The sequence below is a fragment of the Lentzea kristufekii genome, assembly GCF_033949925.1.
GTDB lineage: Bacteria > Actinomycetota > Actinomycetes > Mycobacteriales > Pseudonocardiaceae > Lentzea > Lentzea kristufekii.
The window spans coordinates 299,928-319,828 of sequence record NZ_JAXAVV010000003.1; the positions used below are offsets into that span (position 1 = coordinate 299,928).

The 19,901-nt window shown below is 69.2% G+C and carries 16 protein-coding genes; 6 read left to right on the top strand and 10 right to left on the bottom strand.

Translation table 11 applies throughout. The features are described 5' to 3' along the window. Nucleotides 1–41 precede the first annotated feature (41 nt). Nucleotides 42–1,673 (bottom strand): phosphoenolpyruvate--protein phosphotransferase, encoded by a 1,632-nt coding sequence (gene ptsP, locus SK571_RS08315; RefSeq protein ID WP_319983439.1) that lies wholly within the window; start codon nucleotides 1,671–1,673, stop codon nucleotides 42–44. A 157-nt stretch (nucleotides 1,674–1,830) separates the two neighbouring features. Between ptsP and SK571_RS08320 the strand changes: the two genes are divergently transcribed. Further along, on the top strand, nucleotides 1,831–2,886 hold the full coding sequence (locus tag SK571_RS08320) for a right-handed parallel beta-helix repeat-containing protein (protein ID WP_319983440.1): 1,056 nt from the start codon (nucleotides 1,831–1,833) through the stop codon (nucleotides 2,884–2,886). A gap of 1 nt (nucleotide 2,887) precedes the next feature. On the opposite strand, the gene SK571_RS08325 is transcribed toward SK571_RS08320, so the two are convergent. From SK571_RS08325 to SK571_RS08345, 5 genes are read right to left on the bottom strand one after another with little or no spacing between them, the layout of a single operon-like run. After that, nucleotides 2,888–3,751: a ribokinase gene (locus SK571_RS08325; RefSeq protein WP_319983441.1), complete on the bottom strand. Its 864-nt coding sequence runs from the start codon at nucleotides 3,749–3,751 to the stop codon at nucleotides 2,888–2,890. Further along, entirely contained in the window at nucleotides 3,748–4,662 is a 915-nt protein-coding gene (locus tag SK571_RS08330; protein ID WP_319983442.1) for a substrate-binding domain-containing protein, read from the bottom strand. The genes SK571_RS08325 and SK571_RS08330 overlap by 4 nt, the downstream gene beginning before the upstream one ends. Before the next feature lie 30 nt (nucleotides 4,663–4,692). Beyond that, entirely contained in the window at nucleotides 4,693–5,598 is a 906-nt protein-coding gene (locus SK571_RS08335) for an ABC transporter permease (protein WP_319983443.1), read from the bottom strand. Next, nucleotides 5,595–7,004 (bottom strand): sugar ABC transporter ATP-binding protein, encoded by a 1,410-nt coding sequence (locus tag SK571_RS08340; RefSeq protein WP_319983444.1) that lies wholly within the window; start codon nucleotides 7,002–7,004, stop codon nucleotides 5,595–5,597. Before SK571_RS08340 ends, SK571_RS08335 begins: the two co-directional genes overlap by 4 nt. Beyond that, the gene (locus SK571_RS08345; protein WP_319983591.1) at nucleotides 7,001–7,966 is read right to left on the bottom strand and encodes a LacI family DNA-binding transcriptional regulator; all 966 of its coding nucleotides are present in this window, start codon (nucleotides 7,964–7,966) and stop codon (nucleotides 7,001–7,003) included. Before SK571_RS08345 ends, SK571_RS08340 begins: the two co-directional genes overlap by 4 nt. A 102-nt stretch (nucleotides 7,967–8,068) precedes the next feature. Between SK571_RS08345 and SK571_RS08350 the strand changes: the two genes are divergently transcribed. Then, nucleotides 8,069–10,087 (top strand): DUF2339 domain-containing protein, encoded by a 2,019-nt coding sequence (locus tag SK571_RS08350; RefSeq protein WP_319983445.1) that lies wholly within the window; start codon nucleotides 8,069–8,071, stop codon nucleotides 10,085–10,087. Between the two features lie 245 nt (nucleotides 10,088–10,332). After that, on the top strand, nucleotides 10,333–11,289 hold the full coding sequence (locus tag SK571_RS08355) for a YVTN family beta-propeller repeat protein (RefSeq protein WP_319983446.1): 957 nt from the start codon (nucleotides 10,333–10,335) through the stop codon (nucleotides 11,287–11,289). Here SK571_RS08355 and SK571_RS08360 read toward each other — a convergent pair. Then, nucleotides 11,220–13,343: an MMPL family transporter gene (locus tag SK571_RS08360; RefSeq protein WP_319983447.1), complete on the bottom strand. Its 2,124-nt coding sequence runs from the start codon at nucleotides 13,341–13,343 to the stop codon at nucleotides 11,220–11,222. The genes SK571_RS08355 and SK571_RS08360 overlap by 70 nt on opposite strands. 112 nt (nucleotides 13,344–13,455) lie before the next feature. Here SK571_RS08360 and SK571_RS08365 point away from each other — a divergent pair, with 112 nt between their 5' ends. Continuing rightward, nucleotides 13,456–14,175, top strand: coding sequence for a TetR/AcrR family transcriptional regulator (locus SK571_RS08365; RefSeq protein WP_319983448.1), 720 nt, complete (start codon nucleotides 13,456–13,458; stop codon nucleotides 14,173–14,175). Here SK571_RS08365 and SK571_RS08370 read toward each other — a convergent pair. Beyond that, nucleotides 14,168–15,028: an SDR family oxidoreductase gene (locus SK571_RS08370; RefSeq protein ID WP_319983449.1), complete on the bottom strand. Its 861-nt coding sequence runs from the start codon at nucleotides 15,026–15,028 to the stop codon at nucleotides 14,168–14,170. The two genes, SK571_RS08365 and SK571_RS08370, sit on opposite strands and share 8 nt — an antisense overlap. A 92-nt stretch (nucleotides 15,029–15,120) precedes the next feature. Here SK571_RS08370 and SK571_RS08375 point away from each other — a divergent pair, with 92 nt between their 5' ends. Beyond that, nucleotides 15,121–15,735, top strand: a complete 615-nt coding sequence (locus SK571_RS08375; protein WP_319983450.1) for a TetR/AcrR family transcriptional regulator — start codon at nucleotides 15,121–15,123, stop codon at nucleotides 15,733–15,735. Between the two features lie 21 nt (nucleotides 15,736–15,756). Here SK571_RS08375 and leuS read toward each other — a convergent pair whose 3' ends face one another. Next, nucleotides 15,757–18,534, bottom strand: coding sequence for a leucine--tRNA ligase (gene leuS, locus SK571_RS08380; RefSeq protein WP_319983451.1), 2,778 nt, complete (start codon nucleotides 18,532–18,534; stop codon nucleotides 15,757–15,759). A 250-nt stretch (nucleotides 18,535–18,784) separates the two neighbouring features. Between leuS and SK571_RS08385 the strand changes: the two genes are divergently transcribed. Next, nucleotides 18,785–19,189, top strand: coding sequence for an SdpI family protein (locus SK571_RS08385; protein ID WP_256334710.1), 405 nt, complete (start codon nucleotides 18,785–18,787; stop codon nucleotides 19,187–19,189). 27 nt (nucleotides 19,190–19,216) lie between these two features. Here the strand turns inward: SK571_RS08385 and SK571_RS08390 are convergent, their stop codons facing one another. Continuing rightward, the gene (locus SK571_RS08390; protein WP_319983452.1) at nucleotides 19,217–19,795 is read right to left on the bottom strand and encodes a YqgE/AlgH family protein; all 579 of its coding nucleotides are present in this window, start codon (nucleotides 19,793–19,795) and stop codon (nucleotides 19,217–19,219) included. Between the last annotated feature and the right edge of the window lie 106 nt (nucleotides 19,796–19,901).

The window sequence follows — 19,901 nt, forward strand, 5'->3', positions numbered from 1 at the left end:
CTGCCTGACTCAGCGGAGCACAACCAAGCCGCGACGCTCTACTAGTGCGGGGCGCGGGCTGCCAGCTTGGCCGAGGCCGGGTCGCCCGCGGCCAGCGCGCCACGGGCCGCGAGCTGGCAGATGTCCATGCTGGACGTCGCGAGCCTCGCGCCGACGCCGGCGAGAGCCGTGTGGTTCATCGACAGCGACGTCACGCCGAGGCCGATCAGCACGCACGCGAGCAGCGGGTCGGCCGCCGCCTCGCCGCAGACGCCGACGGGCTTGCCGGTGGCGGTCGCCGCCTCGCCGACCAGGGCGATCAGGCGCAGCAGCGCGGGCTGCCACGGATCGTTCAGCGCGGCCACGCCGCCGAGCTGGCGGTCGGCGGCGAAGACGTACTGGGCCAGGTCGTTGGTGCCGATGGAGATGAAGTCGACGACCTGCAGGATTTCGCGGGCCGACAGGGCCGCGGACGGGACCTCGACCATCACACCGACACGAGCGATACCGGCCTTGTGGGCGCGCTCGACGAACCAGGTGGCTTCGGCGGCGGTGGCGACCATCGGTGCCATGACCGAGACGTCGGCGCCCGACGACTTGGCCGCGGCAGCGATGGCTTCGAGCTGGCGGTCGAGGATCTCGGGGCGGTCGAAGGCGACGCGCAGGCCGCGCACGCCCATGGCCGGGTTGGGCTCGGGGTCCGGGTTCAGAAACGCCAGCGGCTTGTCCGCGCCCGCGTCGAGGGTGCGCACCACAACGGGTTTGCCCGCAAACGGCGCCAGCACAGCCTCGTAAGCAGCAGTCTGCTCAGCAACGGTCGGTTCCTCTGCTGCGTCCAGGAAGCAGAACTCCGTGCGGAAGAGACCCACGCCCTCCGCACCGGCCTGAGCAGCGGCCAGGGCGTCGGCGGGCGAGCCGACGTTGCCCAGGACCTTCACCCGGAGGCCGTCCTTGAGCACACCGACGCCGTTCCACTCGGCCTTCTTGCCGGTGCCGGCCGCGCGGACCTTGCCGTCCGACTCGCGGACCTGGCCCGTGTCGCCGTCGACGTCGAGAGAGGTGCCCTCGAACGCCAGGATGCCGCGGCACGCGACAACGGCCGGGATGCCGAGCGAACGGGCGAGGATCGCCGTGTGGGAGGTGGGGCCGCCCTCCTCCGTGACCAGGGCGAGGACCTTCGCCGGGTCGAGGCCCGCGGTGTCGGCGGGCGCGAGGTCGCGCGCCACCAGCACGGACGGCGAGGTCAGGTCGGGGACTCCTGGCGCGGGCTGGCCGAGGAGCTCGGCCACCACGCGGTCGCGGACGTCCTGGACGTCGCGGGCCCGTTCGGCCATGTAGCCACCGGCGGCCTGCAGTGCGGAGATGAACTTCTGCGCGGCCTCGTGCACGGCACGGGCAGCGGTCAGCGACTGGTCGACGACGAGCTTCTCGGCGGCCTTGATGAGGGACGGGTCGCCGGCCATCGCCGCCGTCGTCTCCAGCACGGCGCGGGCATCGCCCTCGACCGTCTTCGCGCGCTCCATCAGGCGCTGCGCCACGACCTCCGTCGCGGGACGGATGAGGGAGGCTTCCATCTTCGTATCCGCTGTTCGCTGGCCCGCAGGAGGTTCCGGCAGGGCCTCGGCGATCCTCACCACGGGGCCGGTTGCCCGACCGCTGCTCACACCGACACCGCTCAGCCGCGCGCTCGACATGGTCTAGACCATACCCTCCGACGGGAAACCCGGGACAGCTCAGTGTGACCAATCGAGCGGTGGAACGCGCAGCGATGCCCAGTTCGTCATCATGGGTTAACAAACGCAGCCGACCGCGATGTGACCTTGGGCCGTTCGGCCCAGTACGGTGCCAGCCGTGCGCCTTCCGTCCGTCTTCGCCGCAGCCCTCCTGGTCGCCGGGTGCTCGTCGGCGCAACCGGGCCTCGGTCCCGAGATCAACGTCCCGGCGCAGCTGAGCACCATCCAGGACGCCGTCGACGTGGCGAAGGAGGGCGCGACCATCGTCGTGTCGCCGGGCGTGTACGAGGAGTCGGTGCAGGTCAGGACCAAGGGCCTCACGATCAGGGGAGCCCGGCGCGGCAGCGTGATCATCGACGGCGAGACCGAGCGCGCCAACGGGATCGTGGTCGCCGCCGCGGACGTGTCCGTGCAGAACCTGACGGTCCGCAACCACACGTCCGACGGTGTGCTGATCTCCGAGCAGCGCGGCTTTCGCGTCTCCTACGTGACGGCCAGCAACAACGCGCAGTTCGGCGTCCACGCCCTCAACTCCCAGAACGGCGTGATCGAGCAGAGCTACGCGAGCGGCAGCGCCGGCTCCGGGTTCTCCGTCAGCCGGTGCAAGCCGTGCGACGTCGTCGTGCGCGGCAACGTCGCCGAACGCAACGCCGTGGGCTACCAGGGCACGAACGCGTCCGGCCGGATGTTCGTGCTGGGCAACAGGTTCAGCGGCAACCGGGTCGGCATGACCTCGGCCGCCGAGCGCCAGGAGGACGTCGTGCTCGTCGGCAACCTCGTCTCCGACAACGACGAGACCCTCTCGCCCGCGCAGGCCGACGGCGCGTTCGGGCTCGGCATGAGCCTCCTGGCCAGCACGAAGAACCTGGTGTCCCGCAACCTGATCACCGGCAACCCCGGCACCGGGCTGGCGCTGAGCCGCGGCCAGGACCCGGCACCGGCGGACCTGGCCGGCAACGTGATCGTCGGCAACGGCCAGGACGTGCGGTATGACGATGCCGGGCCGCGGAAGAAGGTCAGGGCCCCGCGCGGAATCCCGTTCAACCAGGTCGCCGCCCCGCCGCTGCAACCGGAGATGCCGTCGGACCCGTTGCCGGACAGGGCACCGGACGTCGAGAAGTACGCGCTGCCGAGCGAAGACCTCTTCGACGACCGCGCGGCGGTGCGGGCGTAGGTCAGCCGACTTCGGCGGCGGTCGGGTAGGACGGCTGCGCGCCCGCCTTCGTGACGGACAGCGCGGCGACCTTCGCGGCGTAGCGGGCGGCCTGCACCAGGTCGTCGCCTTCGGCCAGGCGAGCGGACAGCGCACCGGCGAACGCGTCACCGGCGCCGGTCGTGTCGACCACCTCGGAGACCTCGATCGCCGGCACCTCGACGACGCCGGACTCCTGCACCACGGCGGCGCCGCGCGAGCCCAGCGTCACGATGGCCGAGCTGGGGCCGAGTTCGAGCAGGGAACGCCAGTCCGAGGCGAGTTGCGCGGCCTCGTGCTCGTTCACGATCAGCACGGTGAGCTGCCGCAACGTCTCCGCGGGCAGTTCCGCGACCGGCGACAGGTTGAGCACGGTCCGGACTCCGGCACGGGAAGCGGCGCCGATCGCGTGGACCACCGTCTCCAGCGGCACTTCCAGCGAGCACGTCAGCACGGCTGCGCCGTCGAACGAGAGAGAGTCCACATCGGACGGTGACACGTCGGCGTTGGCGCCGGGTGACACCACGATGGAGTTCTCACCGTCCGGGGTCACGGTGATGTACGCGATCCCGGTGGGACGGGAGGAGGTCTTCACCAGCGCCGTGTCGACGCCGGACGACTCCAGCGACTCGCGCAACAGCGAGCCGTACCCGTCGCCACCCACGGCACCGACCAACGCGACAGAGGCACCGACGCGTGCGGCGGCAACGGCTGTGTTCGCGCCCTTGCCGCCGGGCAGCACGACGGTGTCGCCGCCGAGCACGGTCTCACCGCCGGCGGGCCGCCTGCCGACCTCGACCACGAGGTCGGCGTTGGCGGACCCGAGAACGAGCAAAGTCTGCGTCACTTGACGAACTCTGCCACGTTCTTCGCGGTGATGACCTTGACCTCGACGTCCACGACCTGCTGAACCGGCTCGCCCTTGGCGGCGTGCACGGCCTGCTCGACGGCCTTGGAGCCCAGGAGCTTCGGCTGCTGCGCGACGGTCGCGGCGAGCGTGCCGTCCTGGATCGCCTTCAGGCCGTCCGGCGTGCCGTCGAAGCCGACGACCTGCACGTCCTTGCCGGCACGGGCGCCGAGGGCCTTGATCGCGCCGAGCGCCATCTCGTCGTTCTCGGCGAAGACGCCCTTGAGACCGGGGTGGCCCTGCAGCAGGTTCGTGGTCTCGTTGAGGGCCTTGGCGCGGTCGAAGTCGGCGACGGCCGAGGCGACGACCTTGATGTTGCCGCTGTTCAGGCCCTGCTCGAAGCCCTGGCCGCGGTCACGCGACGCCGACGCGCCCGGGATGCCCTTGAGGTGCGCGACCTCGCCGGAGGTGGCGCGGCCGAGCTCGATGGCCGCGAGGCTGCCACCCGAGACGTTGTTCGAGGCGACCTCGGCGGCGACCTTGCCCTCCACCGCGCGGTCGACCGAGATCAGCGGGATGTTCGCCGTCTCGGCGGCCTTCGCGGCGGGCCCGGACTGCTTGGAGTCGACCGGGTTGAGGATGATCGCCTTGACGCCCTGCGTCACCAGCGTCTGCACCTGGTTGACCTGGTTCGTCGCGTCGTTCTGCGCGTCGACCACGGTCAGCTTGGCGCCGAGCTGGTCCGCCATCTCCTGCGCACCCTGCTGCAGTTCCACGAAGAACGGGTTGTTCAAAGTGGACACCGCAAGGCCGATGGTGATCTGGCCCCCGGACGCCCCTGTCCCGCTGCAGCCGGTCGCCAGCAGAGCAGCGGCACCGAGCGTCAGCGCGATCCGTCGGGTCACCTTCATTGGTGTCTTCCTTACCTGTTGCGGGTTTTCTCAGCGACGGCGAAGTGAGTCGAGCAGCGCGGCGAGAGCGATCACCACGCCGATGACGACCTGCTGCCAGAACGGCGGCACCTGCAGCAGGTTGAGGCCGTTGCGCAGGACGGCGAGCACAAGTGCGCCGACCAACGTCCCGGTGGCGCGGCCGACGCCACCGGACAGCGACGCACCGCCGATGACGACCGCGGCGATGGCGTCGAGCTCGTAACCGACCGCTGCCTGCGGACCGGCGGACCCGAGCCGTCCCGCGAGCACGAGGCCTGCGGCGGCGGCGAAGAGGCCGCTCAGCGCGTAGATCCAGAGCTTCTGCTTCCGGACGTCGATGCCGCTGAGCTTGGCCGCTTCCTCGTTGCCGCCGATCGCGTACATGCGGCGGCCGAGGTTGGTGCGCGTGAGGATCAGGCCGGTGATGCCGAAGAACGCCAGCATCAGCAGCAGCGGCAGCGGTACCATCGGCGCGAGGTTCGAGCCGAGGAACGTGACCAGCGCGTCGGTCTCGTGCGGCTGGCCTTCGGAGAACACCAGCGTGAGACCGCGGGCGACGCTGAGCATGGCCAGCGTCGCGATGAACGGCGGCAGCTTGCCATAGCTGACCAGCGCACCGTTGACGAGACCGCACAGCGCACCGACGACCAGGCCGATCGGCCCGGCGGTGAGTGCGCCGACCATCGCGGCCAGGGCGGCGATGCTGCCCACCGACAGGTCGATGCCGCCCGCGACCACCACGAACGTCATGCCGAACGCCATGATCGCGATGACCGCGGCCTGCACACCGACGTTGAGCAGGTTCTGCGCGTTGAGGAACGCCGGCTGCATGATCGCGATGACCAGCGCGAGGAGGAGAAGGCCCGCGAGGGCGCCGTTCTCACTGGCGTACTTGCGAATGCTGATCGTGCTCACGCTGAGATCTCCTGCACGGCGAGTGCCATCACCTGGTCTTGGGTCGCGCCCCTGGGCAGCTCACCGGCCACCCGGCCGTGTGCCATCACGACGACGCGGTCGCTCATCCCGATCACCTCGGGCAGGTCGCTGGACACGAGCAGCACTGCCCGGCCCTGCGCGGTCATGCGGTTGATGAGCTCGTAGATCTCGACCTTGGCGCCGACGTCGACGCCCCTGGTCGGTTCGTCGAGGATCAGCACCTTCGGGTCGGCCAGCAGCCATTTGCCGATGACGACCTTCTGCTGGTTGCCGCCCGACAGTTCCTTCACCGGCTGCTCGACGCGGCCCTTGATCCGGAGCTTGCCCGCGATGTCGTGCAGGCGTTTCTGGTCGCGGTCGTCGAGCGTGACGAGTTCGAGGTTCTGGCCGACGGTCGCGGTGAGGACGAGGCCCTGACCCTTGCGGTCCTCGGGCACCAGGCCCAGACCTGCCTTGATGGCGGCCTGCACGTCGCCCCGGCGCAGCGGCTTGCCGTCGACCTCGACCGTGCCGTGGTCGTAGCCGTCCACGCCGAACGCGGCCCGCGCGACCTCCGTCCGGCCCGCGCCGACCAGGCCGGCGATGCCGACGACCTCGCCCGCGTGGACCTCGATGGTGATGTCCTCGAAGACACCGCGCTTGGTCAGGCCCTCGATGCGGAGCAGCGGCTGACCAGGACGTTGTTGTGCGCGTGGGTACTGCTCGTCGATCGGACGGCCGACCATCAGCTCGATCATGTGCCGGGTGGTGGCCTTGGGTCCGAGGACGCCGACGCTCCGGCCGTCGCGCAGGACCGTGATGCGGTCGGCGATGCGCTGGATCTCGTCGAGGTGGTGGGTGATGAAGACGAGGCCGACGCCGTTCTGGCGCAGCTGGGCCATGATCTGCAGCAACCGGTCGGTCTCGGTCTCGGTGAGGACCGCGGTCGGTTCGTCGAGGATCAGCACGCCGGCGTCCTTGTCGAGCGCGCGGGCGATCTCGATCATCTGCTGCTGGGCGATGCCGAGGTCCTTGACCTTGGCGTCCGGGTCGACGTTCAGGCCGACGCGGTCCAGCAGTTCCGGTGCCCTGCGGCGCATCTCGGCCCGGTCGACGAAGCCGAACCGGCGCGGGAGCCGGTTGAGGAACAGGTTCTCGGCGACGCTGAGCTCGGGCACCAGCGCCAGTTCCTGGTGGATGACGGCGAGGCTGGCGTGGCCCTCGATCGTGCCGGCGTCGTGGCCGTGGATGCCCGCGAGGACCTTGACCAGCGTGGACTTGCCGGCACCGTTCTCGCCGAGCAGGACGTGGACCTCGCCCGCGAAGATGTCGAGGTCGACACCGTCCAACGCCTTGGTGGCACCGAAGTGCTTGGTGATGCCGCGGGCGGTGATGAGGGTCTTCACAGCTCGGCCTCCCCGAGCGAACCGCGCAGCACGAGCTTCGCGGTGAGGCGGACGTCGTCGGGCTGGCGGCCGTCGATCAGGGCGAGCAGGCTGCGGGCGGCGGCCTGGCCCATCTCGACGGTCGGCTGCGCGATGACCGTGATCGGCGGGTCGAGCAGCGGGAACCACGGCTGGTCGTCGAACACCGCGAACGCGATGTCGTGCGGGATCTGCAGGCCGCGCGCCCGGACCTCGCCCAGCGCGCCGAGACCCATCAGGTTGTCCATCGCCACGAGCGCGGTGGCGCCGTCGTCGATGAGCCTCGCGGCGGCCTGACTACCGCTCTCCTGGCGGAAGTCGCCGTGCACGACCTGCGCGAGGCCGCCGAGCGCCCCCGTGAGCACGTCCGTTCGTTCTCTTCCAGTGGAGGTGTTCGGCGGACCCGCGATCACTCCGATGCGGGTGTGGCCGGCGCCGACGAGCCGCCGGGCGAGCGCGGTCAATGCCTCGCTGCCATCAGCGCGGACGACGGGGCATGTGGCGCCCCTGACCGTCCGGTCGAGCAGAACTAGCGGTACGCCGCCTGCGCGCACTTCGCGAACCAGACTCGGGTCGTCGGTCGCGGGGCACAGCAGGAGGCCGTCCACCCGGCGGTCGAGCAGGGTGCGCACGTAGGTCGCTTCCTGCTCGGCGCTCTCGTCGGCGTTCCCGATCACGACGCAGTAGCCGTGTGACCGGGCTTCGTCCTCGACCGCGCGAGCGATCTCGGCGAAGAACGGGTTCAGCAGATCGCTGATGACCAGACCGAGGGTCTGGGTGCTGGTGGTCCTGAGGGATCGCGCCAGGGCGTTGGGCCGGTAGCCGAGTTCCTCGATCGCGGCGAGCACGCGCTCACGGGTCTCGGGTGTCGGCGCGGCATGGCCGTTGAGCACGCGCGACACGGTGGCCGTGGAGACGCCGGCGTGCTGCGCGACGTCCTTCATGGTCGTCACGGAGCAGTAGTTAATCGATTACACATGTATCTAGTCAAGCGGATGAGTAGGTGTACGGATGTAACTGGGCGTGCTCTGCCTCACCCTGATCACATGGACGGACAGGATCGCCTCGGAGACGAGCAGCGCCTCGCGCTGGAGCTCGCGGCCATCGGGCAGCGGCTGACGACGATCAGCACGGAGATGCGCGAGCGCTCCGCCTCGACCGCGACAGCGGTGATCGAGGCACCCGAGGTGGCGCGGCCCGGCGAGGTGCCGCAGCCGCCGGCCACGACCGTCCCGACGCCGCCGGCCGGAGTGCCGCAGCAGCCGCCCGCCGGTGTGCCGTCGCCACCCGTGAGCGTGCCGCAGCAGCCGAACCCGTGGTCGCAGCACGCCGCTGCCTCGACCCAGCAGCCTCCGCCTCCCGGCCGGCAGTTCCCCGGCCAGCAGCCTCCGCCTCCCGGCCACCGCTTCCCGCCGCCTCCGCAGGGGCAGTGGCCTCACCCGCAGCAACAGCAGCAGTGGCCCGCGCCGCAGCCGCGCGAGACCCTGTTCGAGAAGCTCGGCAAGGACGGCGCCGGCGCGAAGCTGCTGGCCTGGGTCGGTGGCGCGATCACCGTGCTCGGCTTCGTGCTGCTGCTGGTCCTCGCCGTCCAGCGCGGCTGGCTCGGCCCGATGCCGCGCGTCATCGGCGGCGCGGTGTTCAGCGGCGCACTGGTCGGCATCGGCATGTGGCTGCACCGCAACCCCGCCGGGCGCACCGGCGCGATGGCGCTGGCCTTCACCGGTTTCGCCGGGCTCTACCTGGACGTCATCGCTGCCACGAGCCTGTACGGATACCTGCCCGAGAGCGTGGGTCTCGTCGTCGGGCTGGCCGTCGCCGCGGCCGGTGTCGTACTCGCGCTGAAGTGGGAGTCGCAAGCGCTCGCGGTCACCGTCGTCGCAGCTTGTGCGGTGTGCTCGCCGATCATCACCGAGGGCTTCACGGTCCTGCTCGTCGGCTTCCTGCTGGTGCTCAAGATGGCCAGCACGCCGGTCCAGATCAAGCGCGACTGGCCGGGCCTCGCCATCGCCGGCGGCTTCCCGCCGATCCTCGCCTCGCTGCTCACCACCGCGAACGCCATCCCGCGCTCCTACGAGTGGACCGTGGTCGGCATCGCCGCGGCCACGACCGTGGTCGGCATCGCGGTCGCCCTGCTGACGATCCGCAAGCGTCCTGAAGACATCGTCGCGATCGCGTTGATCGCGGGTTCGGCGCTGCCGGCGTTGTTCGCGACGACGCTGCTGGAGAACCCGGCCAACTCGATCCTCGCCGGTGCGGTCGCGGCCGTGCTGCTGGCGATCTGGATGGTGCCCGACCTGCCGCGCGGGTTCACGACGGCGGCCGGTGCGGCGGGCATGCTCGCGTTGTTCCAGACCACGGTGATCGCGCTCGACAGCAACGTCCGCACGGCGATCGTGCTGGCCGAGGCGGTGCTGCTGGCGTTCCTCGCGGCACGCCTGAACAAGAAGAGCGCCCTCGTGGGCTCGGTCGCGTTCGGTTTCGTCGGGTTCATCATGACCATCGGCGTGGCCGTGCCGATCACGTGGCTGGTCGAGGAGCCGCGCTACTTCACCTACATCAAGGCCGGTGACTACGCGGCCGGCCTGGTGACGGCGGTCGTGCTGGGCGTCTTCGCCGCGATCCTGCCGTGGGCCGCGGTGAAGATGCAGGTGGTGCGCGAGCCGGCCAGGCACCCGTTCCCGTGGATCGTCTCCGGGCTCGTGCTGCTCTACGGCGCGGCGGGTGCGGTGCTGTGCGCGGCGCTGCTGATGTCGCCGAACGAGACCGGGTTCCTCTTCGGGCACTCGATGGTCACGGTGTCGTGGACGATCGCCGCGTTGTTCCTGCTGGTCAGGGGGATCAACAACAAGGCGCTGCGGATCTCCGGCCTGATCCTGGTCGGTGCCGCGGTCGTGAAGCTGGTGCTGTTCGACCTCTCCGCGCTCGACGGTGTCGCCCGCGTGCTGGCGTTCCTCGGTGCCGGTCTGGTCCTGCTCACCGCGGGCACCCGTTACGCCAAACTGGTGACATCGGCGAAGAATCCCGAGTCATATGAATCCAAACCAGTGGCTCCGCCCTCTTACTAGTGGGACGGCTGTCGTCCGCACCGCCGTCGCGGACGACAGCCGTACTACGTCCGGGCAAAGATTTCACTCGGCCGAGTGACTGAAGTGGATCGAAAGCACCCGGAAGTGTTCCCATCGGGCGTATGGCAAAGCCACGCCTCGTGGCCGCGGTTATAGCGCTCTCAGCGGCCTTCGCGGCGACGGGTGTTCACCAAGGGCACGAGTACACGACCACTTCCTCCGCTTCAGCGGCACCGTTTGCGTACGTGGTGGGGAAGACCGGTCTCGTCCAGGTCGTGGACACCCGCAACGGTGCCGTTCTCGTGCAGGCCGACACCGGGGGCCGCGCGACGGGCGTCGCGGTGTCGCCCGACGGGCGGCGGCTCTACGTGGTCAACGGGTGGACCGGCGCGATCACCGTCGTCGACCCGAGCACCGGTGGGATCCTCGACCGGCTCTTCACCCAGGTCCAGCTCTCGCACGCGGTGATGCGCCCGGACGGCCAACGGCTCTACGTCTCGGCCAGCGGCGGCGTCGCGGTGGTGAATCCGGAGAACTTCCAGATGGTCGCGGTGATCAAGGCCGGCGGGCAGCCGCAGGGCCTCGCCGTCCACCCGGACAACAAGATCCTCTACGTCGCCAACTCCCAGGACGGCACGGTCGGCCTGGTCGACACGGCGACGGCGTTCCAGACCTCGACGGTGCAGGTCGGCGGACTGCCGCAGCACCTGGCGATCTCACCGGACGGCAAGCGCCTCTACGTCAGCAGCATGCGACTCGGGGACCGGACGCCCGGCACGTTGTCGGTGATCGACACGACCACGAACCAGGTCGTCGGCACGGTCGAGGTCGGCAGGGGAGCGGGCAGCATCGCCGTCACCCCGGACGGCGCCACGGTCTACCTGACGCTGCCGAAGGAACGGTCGGTCCTGGTCGTCGACGCGGCGACCATGGAGGTGCGCGAACGCTTGCGCATCGACTCGCCGAGCGTCGCCATCGCACCGGGTGACACGAGGGTCTTCCTCGCCACCGGCGCGACAACGACGGTCCTGGACAGCACGAACGCGGTGCTCACGACGTATCGGATGAAGCTGGGCGAACTGGAGGCGAGGCCGCGCCACTTCGACGCGGCCATGATCGCCTTCCCGCCCGGTCAGCCGACGGAGACCGGCCTGCGGACCTCGTCGTCGAAGTCGTCCAGGTCGTCCACCGGCTCGTCGTGAAGCGCGAGGCGTTCCTGGATCTTCTTGAGCGGGCCGGGTGACCACCACGCGGCGTTGCCGAGCAGCTTGAGCACGGCCGGCACGAGCAGCATCCGGACCACGGTGGCGTCGAGCGCCAGCGCGAGGATCATGCCGACGCCGACGAACCGCATCATCGCGACCTGCGAGAACGCGAACGCGCCGGTCACGACGATCAGCAGCAGCGCGGCCGACGTGATCACCCGGCCGGTCTTGGCCAGGCCGGTGGTCACCGCCTCCTCGGTCGTCGCGCCCTGGCCGCGGGCCTCGACCATGCGGGAGAGCAGGAAGACCTCGTAGTCCGTCGACAGACCGAACACGATGGCCGCCATCAGCACGACGATGCCGGACTCCAACGGCCCCGGCGTGACGCCCAGCAGGTCGGCGCCGTGGCCGTCCTGGAAGATCCACACCAGCACGCCGAACGTCGCGGACAGCGACAGCGCGCTCATGACCACGGCCTTGATCGGCAGCACGACCGAGCCGAACGCCAGGAACATCAGGATCAGCGTCGCGCCGACCAGCAGCGTGACCATCAACGGCAGGCCGTCCGCGATGGCGTCGAGCGAGTCGTTGACCACCGCGGTGTTGCCGCCGACGAGCACCTCGGCACCGGCCGGGGGCTGCAACGCGCGGACGTCCTTGAGCGCCTGCTTCGACTCCTCGCTCAGCGCGTCGTTCTCCAGCCCGGCCATCGCGGCCGTGACGCCCTTGTCGGCACCCGTCGGCTGGACCTCGCCGACGCCGGGGACGTCCTTGACCTTGCCCAGGTAGGCCTGGACCGCAGCCTCGTCACCGCCCTTGACGACGATCTTGAAGCCGGTGTTGGAGAGCGCCGAGAAGTTCTGGTTGATGTTCTCGGTGGCCACGCGCACGGTGTTGCCCTCGGGCAGGACCTTCTCGGTGACCTGGCCGAACTGGACGCCGAGGAACGGCGAGCCGAGCGCCAGCAGCACGCCGACGATCGGCACGGCGATCAGCACGGGCCGCTTCATGACCTTGCCGCTGAGCTTGCGCCAGCCGCGTTCGCTCGGCTCCTTCTTGCGCCACGGCATCGCGAGCTTGTCGACCCGGTGGCCGAGCACGCCGAGCAACGCGGGCAGCAGCGTTATCGAGACCAGCGCCGCGATCGCGACCGAGGACACGCCGCCGTACGCGAGGGACTTCAGGAAGCCGTGCGGGAAGAGCAGCAGCCCGGCCAGGGCGATGACCAGCAGCGTCGCGCTGAACACGACGGTGCGGCCGGCGGAGGCGACGGTGCGGGCGACGGCCTGTTCGGTCGTGCGGCCTTGCGCGAGCTCCTCGCGGAACCGGCCGACCATGAACAGGCCGTAGTCGATCGCCATGCCCAGACCGAGCAGCGAGGCGACGTTGACCGCGAACGAGTTGACCTCGGTGAAAAGGGCGACGCCGTGCAGCACGCCGAGCGAGCCCATGATCGCGAGGCCGCCGACCACGACCGGCAGGGACGCCGCCACGAGCCCGCCGAAGATGATCACGAGCAGCAGCAGGACCAGCGGCAGCGAGAACATCTCGGCGCGCGTCAGGTCCTCCTGGGACATGTCGTTGATGGCCTTCTGGGTGGGCACGAGCCCACCGATCTGCTCGGTGAAACCGTCGACCTTCAGCTGAGGCTGGATGTCCTGGAACTGCTTGATCTGCTCGTTCGAGTCACCGCTGCTCAGCGTGATCGCGACGAGCGCCTGCTGCTGGTTGTCCGACGGAACCGGCCCGACGGCCTTGAGCACGTCGTCCTTGGGGAAGCCGCTGATGTGGTCGGCGACCTTCTTCAGCTCGAGCGGGTTCGCGAAATCACCGCGATAAATGACGATCACGTCACCGTTCTGCCGCCCGAACGCCTCCTCGGCTACCTTGTCGGCCCGCGCCGCCTCACTGGAAGGAGCCTCGTACCCACCCTGGCTGAGCTTGTCGAACACGCCGATGCCCCACACACCGCCGACGACCGCGAGCAGTACGGTCGCGATCAGCACCACCCACCGGCGGCGATAAGCGATGGATCCCCACTTCGCGAACATCGACGACGGCCTCCTGGGTTACCGTGCTGTTAATCCCGTGAACTCTTGTAAACACCGTTCGCTGAAACCGTACGGGGCCGTGGGCGGGGTCTACAACCCGATGGAGTGACATATGACCGAGGCCACTCGCCGAGAACGGCTCCGCGCCGAGACCGAGCGTGAGATTCGGCAGGCGGCCCGCGCCCTCTTGGTGGAAAGCGGCCGCGATGCGGTTACCCTGCGTGCCATTGCACGCAAACTCGGCATCACCGCGCCGGCGCTCTACCGCTACTACGACTCGCACGACGCGCTCTTGCGGCAGCTCTGCGACGACATCTGCGCGGACATGGCGGCAGCGCTCTACGCGAACCTCGCCGCGGACACGTCAGGCCAGGTGGGATGCCAGGTCAGGGCGGTGTGCCACGCCTTCCGCCGCTGGGCGCTGGCCCACCCTCAGGAGTTCGCGCTGGTCTTCGCCTCGCCGCGCGACCCGATCGGCGCCGACCAGTTCGGCTCGGTGTTCCTGCAGCTCGCGGGGCAGCTGATCGCGTCGAACCTGGTCGCCACCCACGCGGACGACGACGTGCCCGAGGTGCTGCACGAGGACCTGGTCAGGTTCCAGCAGGTCCTGGTGGACGCGGTGTCGGAGCACGGCGTGACGATCGGTGACGACGTCCTGAACCTGGGCAAGATCTACCACGTCGTCCAGTCGTGGGTGCGGCTGTACGGGCACGTGGCGCTGGAGGTGTTCGGGCGGTTCCCGTTCGCGGTGAGCAACCCCGAGCCGATGTTCGACAGCATGCTCGACCAGATGCTGACGGACATCGGCTTCGAGGAGTCCGAGATCAGTTGACCGAGTCCCGCACGTAGTCGCGCAGCGTGCGCGGCGCGTGCCCGAGCAGCTTCGTCATGGTCGCGACCTCGGCCTCGGTCGTGGGAATCGGCGCGGCGCTGAGCAACTCGAAGCTGCGGATCCAGTCCACCAGCTTCTGACCTGACAGCCTGCGCTCGAACGCCTTGCGCCACTCGGGGTCGTCACCGGTGTAGACGACCGGCCGGCCGAGCTCCTCCGCCCAGATCTGCGCCGACTGCTCGCCGTTCAAGGACTCGGGGCCCACGAGCTGGTAGGAGCCGGCCGCGAAGCTCACGTCGACCAGCGCGTTGGTGAGCACCTCGGCCGCGTCGCGCAGGTCGATCCGGTTGACCCCGCCCGGATGCAGGGGCGTCGGGAACGTCCCTGCCTCGATGTCGGCGCGGAAGACCTCGTCGTTCTGGGCGAAGTTGGTGATGCTGACCATCGCGGGCCTGGTGTCGGTGCTCGCGAGGAACGCCGCCAGCTTCAGCTTCGGGATGTAGGCCGGGATCGCGCTGCCAGCCGCTTCGCGCGCGGCGTCGTCCTCGATGTGGAAGCCGCCGAACACCAGGCGTGCGCCGGCTCGTTCGGCCTCCTGACCGAAGATCGTCGCGATCTCGACCTCGTTGGTCTCGTGCGGCGACACGTAGAACGCCGAGTCGACGCCCCTCAACGCACCGGCCACGGCGTCGCGATCGGCGAGGTCTCCTTCGACCAGCTCGACCGTGTCGGGCAGGTTCGCCCGTTCCTTGTTCCGCACCAACGCGCGCACGTCCACACCTCGACGCACAGCTTCCGCGAGCACCAGGCCGCCCACGGTGCCGGTGGCTCCGATGATCAGTGTCTTCGTCATCCTGCATCCCCTCGTTGACTTCGAGTCAATGACTCTTAATCAAGAACTACTCCTTCACTGACTCGGAGTCAACGAACTGTTAGCGTGGTGCCATGACCCGTGCCGCGACCGCAGCCGCCACCAAGGAGAAAGTCCTGGCAGCGGCCCGAGAGCTGTTCATCACGTCGAAGTACGAGGACGTGAAGGCAGCCGACATCGCCCGAGCGGCCGGAGTCGCGCACGGGCTGGTGTTCCACCACTTCGGCAGCAAGCAGGGGCTCTACGGCGAGGTGCTGTGCTCGATCGGGCGCGAGGTGCTGGACCTGCACGTCGACGACCCGGACGTGCCGTTGGGGAAGCGGATCCGCCAGTCGCACGCGGCGCACCTGACGTACCTGGCGGCGCATCGCGACCTGGCGCTGAACCTGGTGCTGCGGCCGTGGGGCGCGGAGGAGCCGTTCGACCAGGTGCGGGACGACGGAAACCGCCGGCTGTGCGAGAACCTGGGGCTGGACTTCGACCGGCCGGCGGTGCGTGCCGTGCTGCGGATGTACACGACAGCGGCCGATCAGCTGGCACGCGACTACCTGACGAGCGCACACCCGTTCGGCGTGGACCTCGTCGTCGAGATGCTCATGACCGTGCTCGCGGGAGCGTTGCGGGCGGCTGGCGTGGCCGACCCCTCGCTGGAGGTGGAGCAGGTGCTGGCAGAGCTGGCGCGGCCGTGACCGCGCCAGCTCTGCTCGCTGTTACAGAACGATGTTCACCAGACGGCCGGGAACGACGATCACCTTGCGCGGCTCGCCACCGGCGACCAGCTCGGCGATCTTCTCCTCGGCCAGCGCGGCGGCCTTGATCTCGTCCTGCGCCGCGGACGCCGACACGACGACCCGCGAGCGGACCTTGCCGTTGACCTGGATCGGGTACTCGACGGTGTCCTCGACCAGGTACTGCTCGTCGGCCTTCGGGAACGGGCCGTGCGCCAGCGAGCCCTCGTTGCCCAGCTTCGACCACAGCTCCTCGGCCACGTGCGGGGCCTGCGGAGCCAGCATCAGCACCAGGGCCTCGGCCAGCGCACGGGGCGTGCCGGACGAGTAGTGCTTGGTGACGTAGTTGTTCAGCTCGATCAGTTTCGCGCCCGCCGTGTTGTAGCGCAGGTTCGCGTAGTCGTCGTGGACGCCGGCGATCGTCTTGTGCAGCAGCCGCAGCGCCTCGACGGACGGCTCTTCGTCCGTGACGCGCAGCGAGCCGTCGGTCTCGTCGACCAGGTTGCGCCACAGACGCTGCATGAACCGCTGCGCGCCCACGACGTCCTTGGTCGCCCACGGCCGTGACACGTCCATCGGACCCATGGACATCTCGTAGAACCGGAAGGTGTCGGCGCCGTACCGTTCGCACATCTCGTCCGGCGTGACGACGTTCTTCAGGCTCTTGCCCATCTTCCCGTACTCACGAGTGACTTCCTCGCCGTTGTACAGGTACTTGCCGTCGGCCTCGACGACCTCGTCCGCGGGCACGTGCACGCCACGCGGGTCGCGGTAGGCGTACGCCTGGATGTAGCCCTGGTTGAACAGGCGGCGGTACGGCTCGTCGCCGGACAGGTGGCCCAGGTCGAACAGGACCTTCTGCCAGAAGCGCGAGTACAGCAGGTGCAGCACCGCGTGCTCGACGCCGCCGATGTACAGGTCGACGCCACCGGGGTCGGTCGAGCCGTGCTCGGCCGTGCGCGGGCCCAGCCAGTACTGCTCGTTCTCCGGGTTGACGAACCGCTCGGTCTCGGCCGGGTCGACGTAGCGCAGCTGGTACCAGCACGAACCCGCCCAGTTCGGCATGGTGTTCGTGTCGCGGCGGTACGTCTTCAGGCCGTCGCCCAGGTCCAGCTCGACCGTCATCCACTCGGTCGCGCGCGACAGCGGCGGCGACGGCTCGGTGTCCGCGTCCTCCGGGTCGAAGGTGCGCGGCGAGTAGTCGTCGACCTCGGGCAGCTCGATCGGCAGCATCGACTCGGGCAGCGCGATGGCCGTGCCGGACTCGTCGTAGACGACCGGGAACGGCTCGCCCCAGTAGCGCTGGCGGCTGAACAGCCAGTCGCGCAGCTTGAACTGGACGGTGCCGTGACCGTGGCCGTTCTCCTCCAGCCAGCCGATCATCGTCTTCTTGGCGTCGTCGATCGCCATGCCGTCCAGGAAACCGCTGTTCACGGCCGGACCGTCGCCGGTGTAGGCCTCGCCCTCGAAGCCTTCCGACGGCTGGACCGTGCGGATGATCGGCAGGTCGAACTTCTTCGCGAAGTCCCAGTCCCGCTGGTCCTGGCCGGGCACGGCCATGATCGCGCCCGTGCCGTAGCCCATCAGGACGTAGTCGGCGATGTAGACGGGGATTTCCTTGCCGTTCACCGGGTTCGTGGCGTACGCCCCGATGAAGACGCCGGTCTTCTCCTTGTTCTCCTGACGGTCCAGTTCGGACTTCAGGGACGCTGCGCGCCGGTACGCGGCGATGTCTGCCACGCGATCGGGCGCCGCAATCTGGTCCACCAGCTCGTGTTCCGGTGCCAGGACCATGTAGGTCGCGCCGAACAACGTGTCCGGACGGGTCGTGAAGACCTCAATGTTCTCGTCTCCCACCGCAAATCGGACACGGGCACCATGCGAGCGCCCGATCCAGTTGCGCTGCATGGCCTTGACCTTGTCCGGCCAGTCCAGCCGGTCCAAGTCGTCGATCAGCCGGTCCGAGTACGCGGTGATGCGCATCATCCACTGGCGCAGGCTTTTCCTGAACACCGGGAAGTTGCCACGCTCACTGCGACCGTCCGCGGTGACCTCTTCGTTCGCCAAGACAGTACCCAGTCCGGGACACCAGTTGACGGGCGCCTCCGACATGTAGGCCAGGCGATATTCGCCCAAGATCCTTTGCTGGTCGGCAAAAGACAGCTCAGACCACGTGCGGCCGCCCTCGACGTCGCGCTCACCAGACTCGAACTGCGAGATCAACTCGGCGATCGGGCGAGCCTTGCGCGCGTCCGGGTCGTACCAGGAGTTGAAGATCTGCAGGAAGATCCACTGGGTCCACTTGTAGTACTCGGGGTCGATCGTCGAGATGCGGCGACGCTCGTCGTGGCCCAGACCCAGCCTGCGGATCTGACGCAGGTAGGTGTTGATGTTGTCCTCGGTGGTCTTGCGCGGGTGCTGACCCGTCTGCACCGCGTACTGCTCCGCGGGCAGCCCGAACGCGTCGAAACCCATGGTGTGCAGCACGTTGCGGCCGTTCATGCGGTGGTACCGCGCGAAGACGTCCGTGCCGATGAAGCCCAGCGGGTGGCCGACGTGCAGGCCGGCACCGCTCGGGTACGGGAACATGTCCTGCACGAACAGCTTGTCGGCGGGCACGTCACCCTTGAGCGCGCCAACGGGGTTGGGCGCGTGGTAGGTGCCGTGGTTCTCCCAGTACCGCTGCCACCGCTCCTCGATCTGGTTCGCCAGCTCGGCGGTGTAGCGGTAGGCGGGAATCTCCGCCGCGTCCGTGCTCATTTCAAGGTCCCTCTCACGTCTGTTCCTGCCCCTGACATGACGAAACCCCCCAGCCCAGACGGGCATGGAGGGTGGCCGCGCCGACCGTCTTCCGAAGAGGTCGTCGCGGCTAGATAAGGAGCAGGCGGGCCGTGCTCATGTCGTCAACGGTATCAGCGCAGCGCAAGCACGATGAACCGGGCGGTGGCCTGCGGCACATCAGACCGGGGTGACCGAGAGGTTGACCGCGGTCCCGTCTTACCCTCATGGGGTGAACATCGTGCTGTCGGTCGTCCTGGGTGTGCTCGGCGTCGCTCTCGGCGCGGTCGGTCTGCTGGGTCTGCAGGGCAGGCTCCGCCGCAACCGCTTCGTAGGCGTGCGCACGGCCGCCGCCCTGCGTGACGAGGAGACGTTCGCACTGGCCAACCGAGTCGCGGGCGTGCCGAACGTCGCGGCGGGTGTCGTCGCCGTCGTGTCGGGCGCGATGGCGTTCGTGATGGCCGACCTGGCGGTGACCGCTGGGATCATCGGACTGATCGGTGCGCTGACGATCGCTCTCGCCGGTGGCGTGATGGGCAGCCGGGCGGCCGCTCTCGTGCCGGAGCCGGTCAAGCCCAAGGGCTGCGGCGGCTGCGCTTGCGGCGGTGGCGGTTGCTCCCCGCTCGCGGGGCTGTAGTTCGAAGTTTCACGTGAATCAGTCGGGTCAGTTGTCTCGGACGTCCTTCGGGTAGGTCGACAGCAGCGCCAGAGGCATGCCCTGCCGGCGCAGCACCCTGCCCCACAGGTCGACGTTCGCGCCGGCCAGCACGTCGTCGGCCAGTCCGGTCACGACGATCCAGTCGCCGCGGTCGATCTCGCCCTGCAACTGGCCTTCGCCCCAGCCCGCGTAGCCCGCGAACACCCGCAGGCCGCGCACCAGCGGCATCAGGTCGTCCGGTTCGGCGTCGAGGTCGACCAGTGCGACCGGGCCCTGCACGCTGACCAGACCCTCCACGGCGGCGGGGTCGGTACCCGCCTTCAGGGCTGCCAGGCACAGCGCCGTCTTCTGCTCGACCGGGCCGCCTATGTAGATGCACTGCGGCTTGGTGACCTGCGAACCCCACGGCGGCAGCACGTCGTGCACCGCCACGTCGGAGGGGCGGTTCAGCACGACGCCGAGGGTCCCCTCTGGACGTTGGTCGATGATGTAGACCACGGTGCGCGTGAAGTTCGGGTCGTTCAGGCTCGGAGCGGCAACCAACAGGGAACCTGGCTCGACTTCGACTTCGTCATCGGGACGCACGTCACCATGAAATCACCCGTGATCGCCGGAACAACTCAGGCCCGCGTCCCGTTAGACTGAGGTGTCGGATGTCTTTGTGTCCCCCGGGCTCAACAGACAACCGCCT

What these genes read in the sequence shown, in the direction of transcription:
- SK571_RS08370 (WP_319983449.1), bottom strand. Translation starts at nt 15,028, where the DNA reads ATGACGAAGACACTGATCATCGGAGCCACCGGCACCGTGGGCGGCCTG.
- SK571_RS08360 (WP_319983447.1), bottom strand. Translation starts at nt 13,343, where the DNA reads ATGTTCGCGAAGTGGGGATCCATCGCTTATCGCCGCCGGTGGGTGGTG.
- ptsP (WP_319983439.1), bottom strand. Translation starts at nt 1,673, where the DNA reads ATGTCGAGCGCGCGGCTGAGCGGTGTCGGTGTGAGCAGCGGTCGGGCA.
- SK571_RS08365 (WP_319983448.1), top strand. Translation starts at nt 13,456, where the DNA reads ATGACCGAGGCCACTCGCCGAGAACGGCTCCGCGCCGAGACCGAGCGT.
- leuS (WP_319983451.1), bottom strand. Translation starts at nt 18,534, where the DNA reads ATGAGCACGGACGCGGCGGAGATTCCCGCCTACCGCTACACCGCCGAG.
- SK571_RS08375 (WP_319983450.1), top strand. Translation starts at nt 15,121, where the DNA reads ATGACCCGTGCCGCGACCGCAGCCGCCACCAAGGAGAAAGTCCTGGCA.
- SK571_RS08330 (WP_319983442.1), bottom strand. Translation starts at nt 4,662, where the DNA reads ATGAAGGTGACCCGACGGATCGCGCTGACGCTCGGTGCCGCTGCTCTG.
- SK571_RS08345 (WP_319983591.1), bottom strand. Translation starts at nt 7,966, where the DNA reads ATGAAGGACGTCGCGCAGCACGCCGGCGTCTCCACGGCCACCGTGTCG.
- SK571_RS08350 (WP_319983445.1), top strand. Translation starts at nt 8,069, where the DNA reads ATGGACGGACAGGATCGCCTCGGAGACGAGCAGCGCCTCGCGCTGGAG.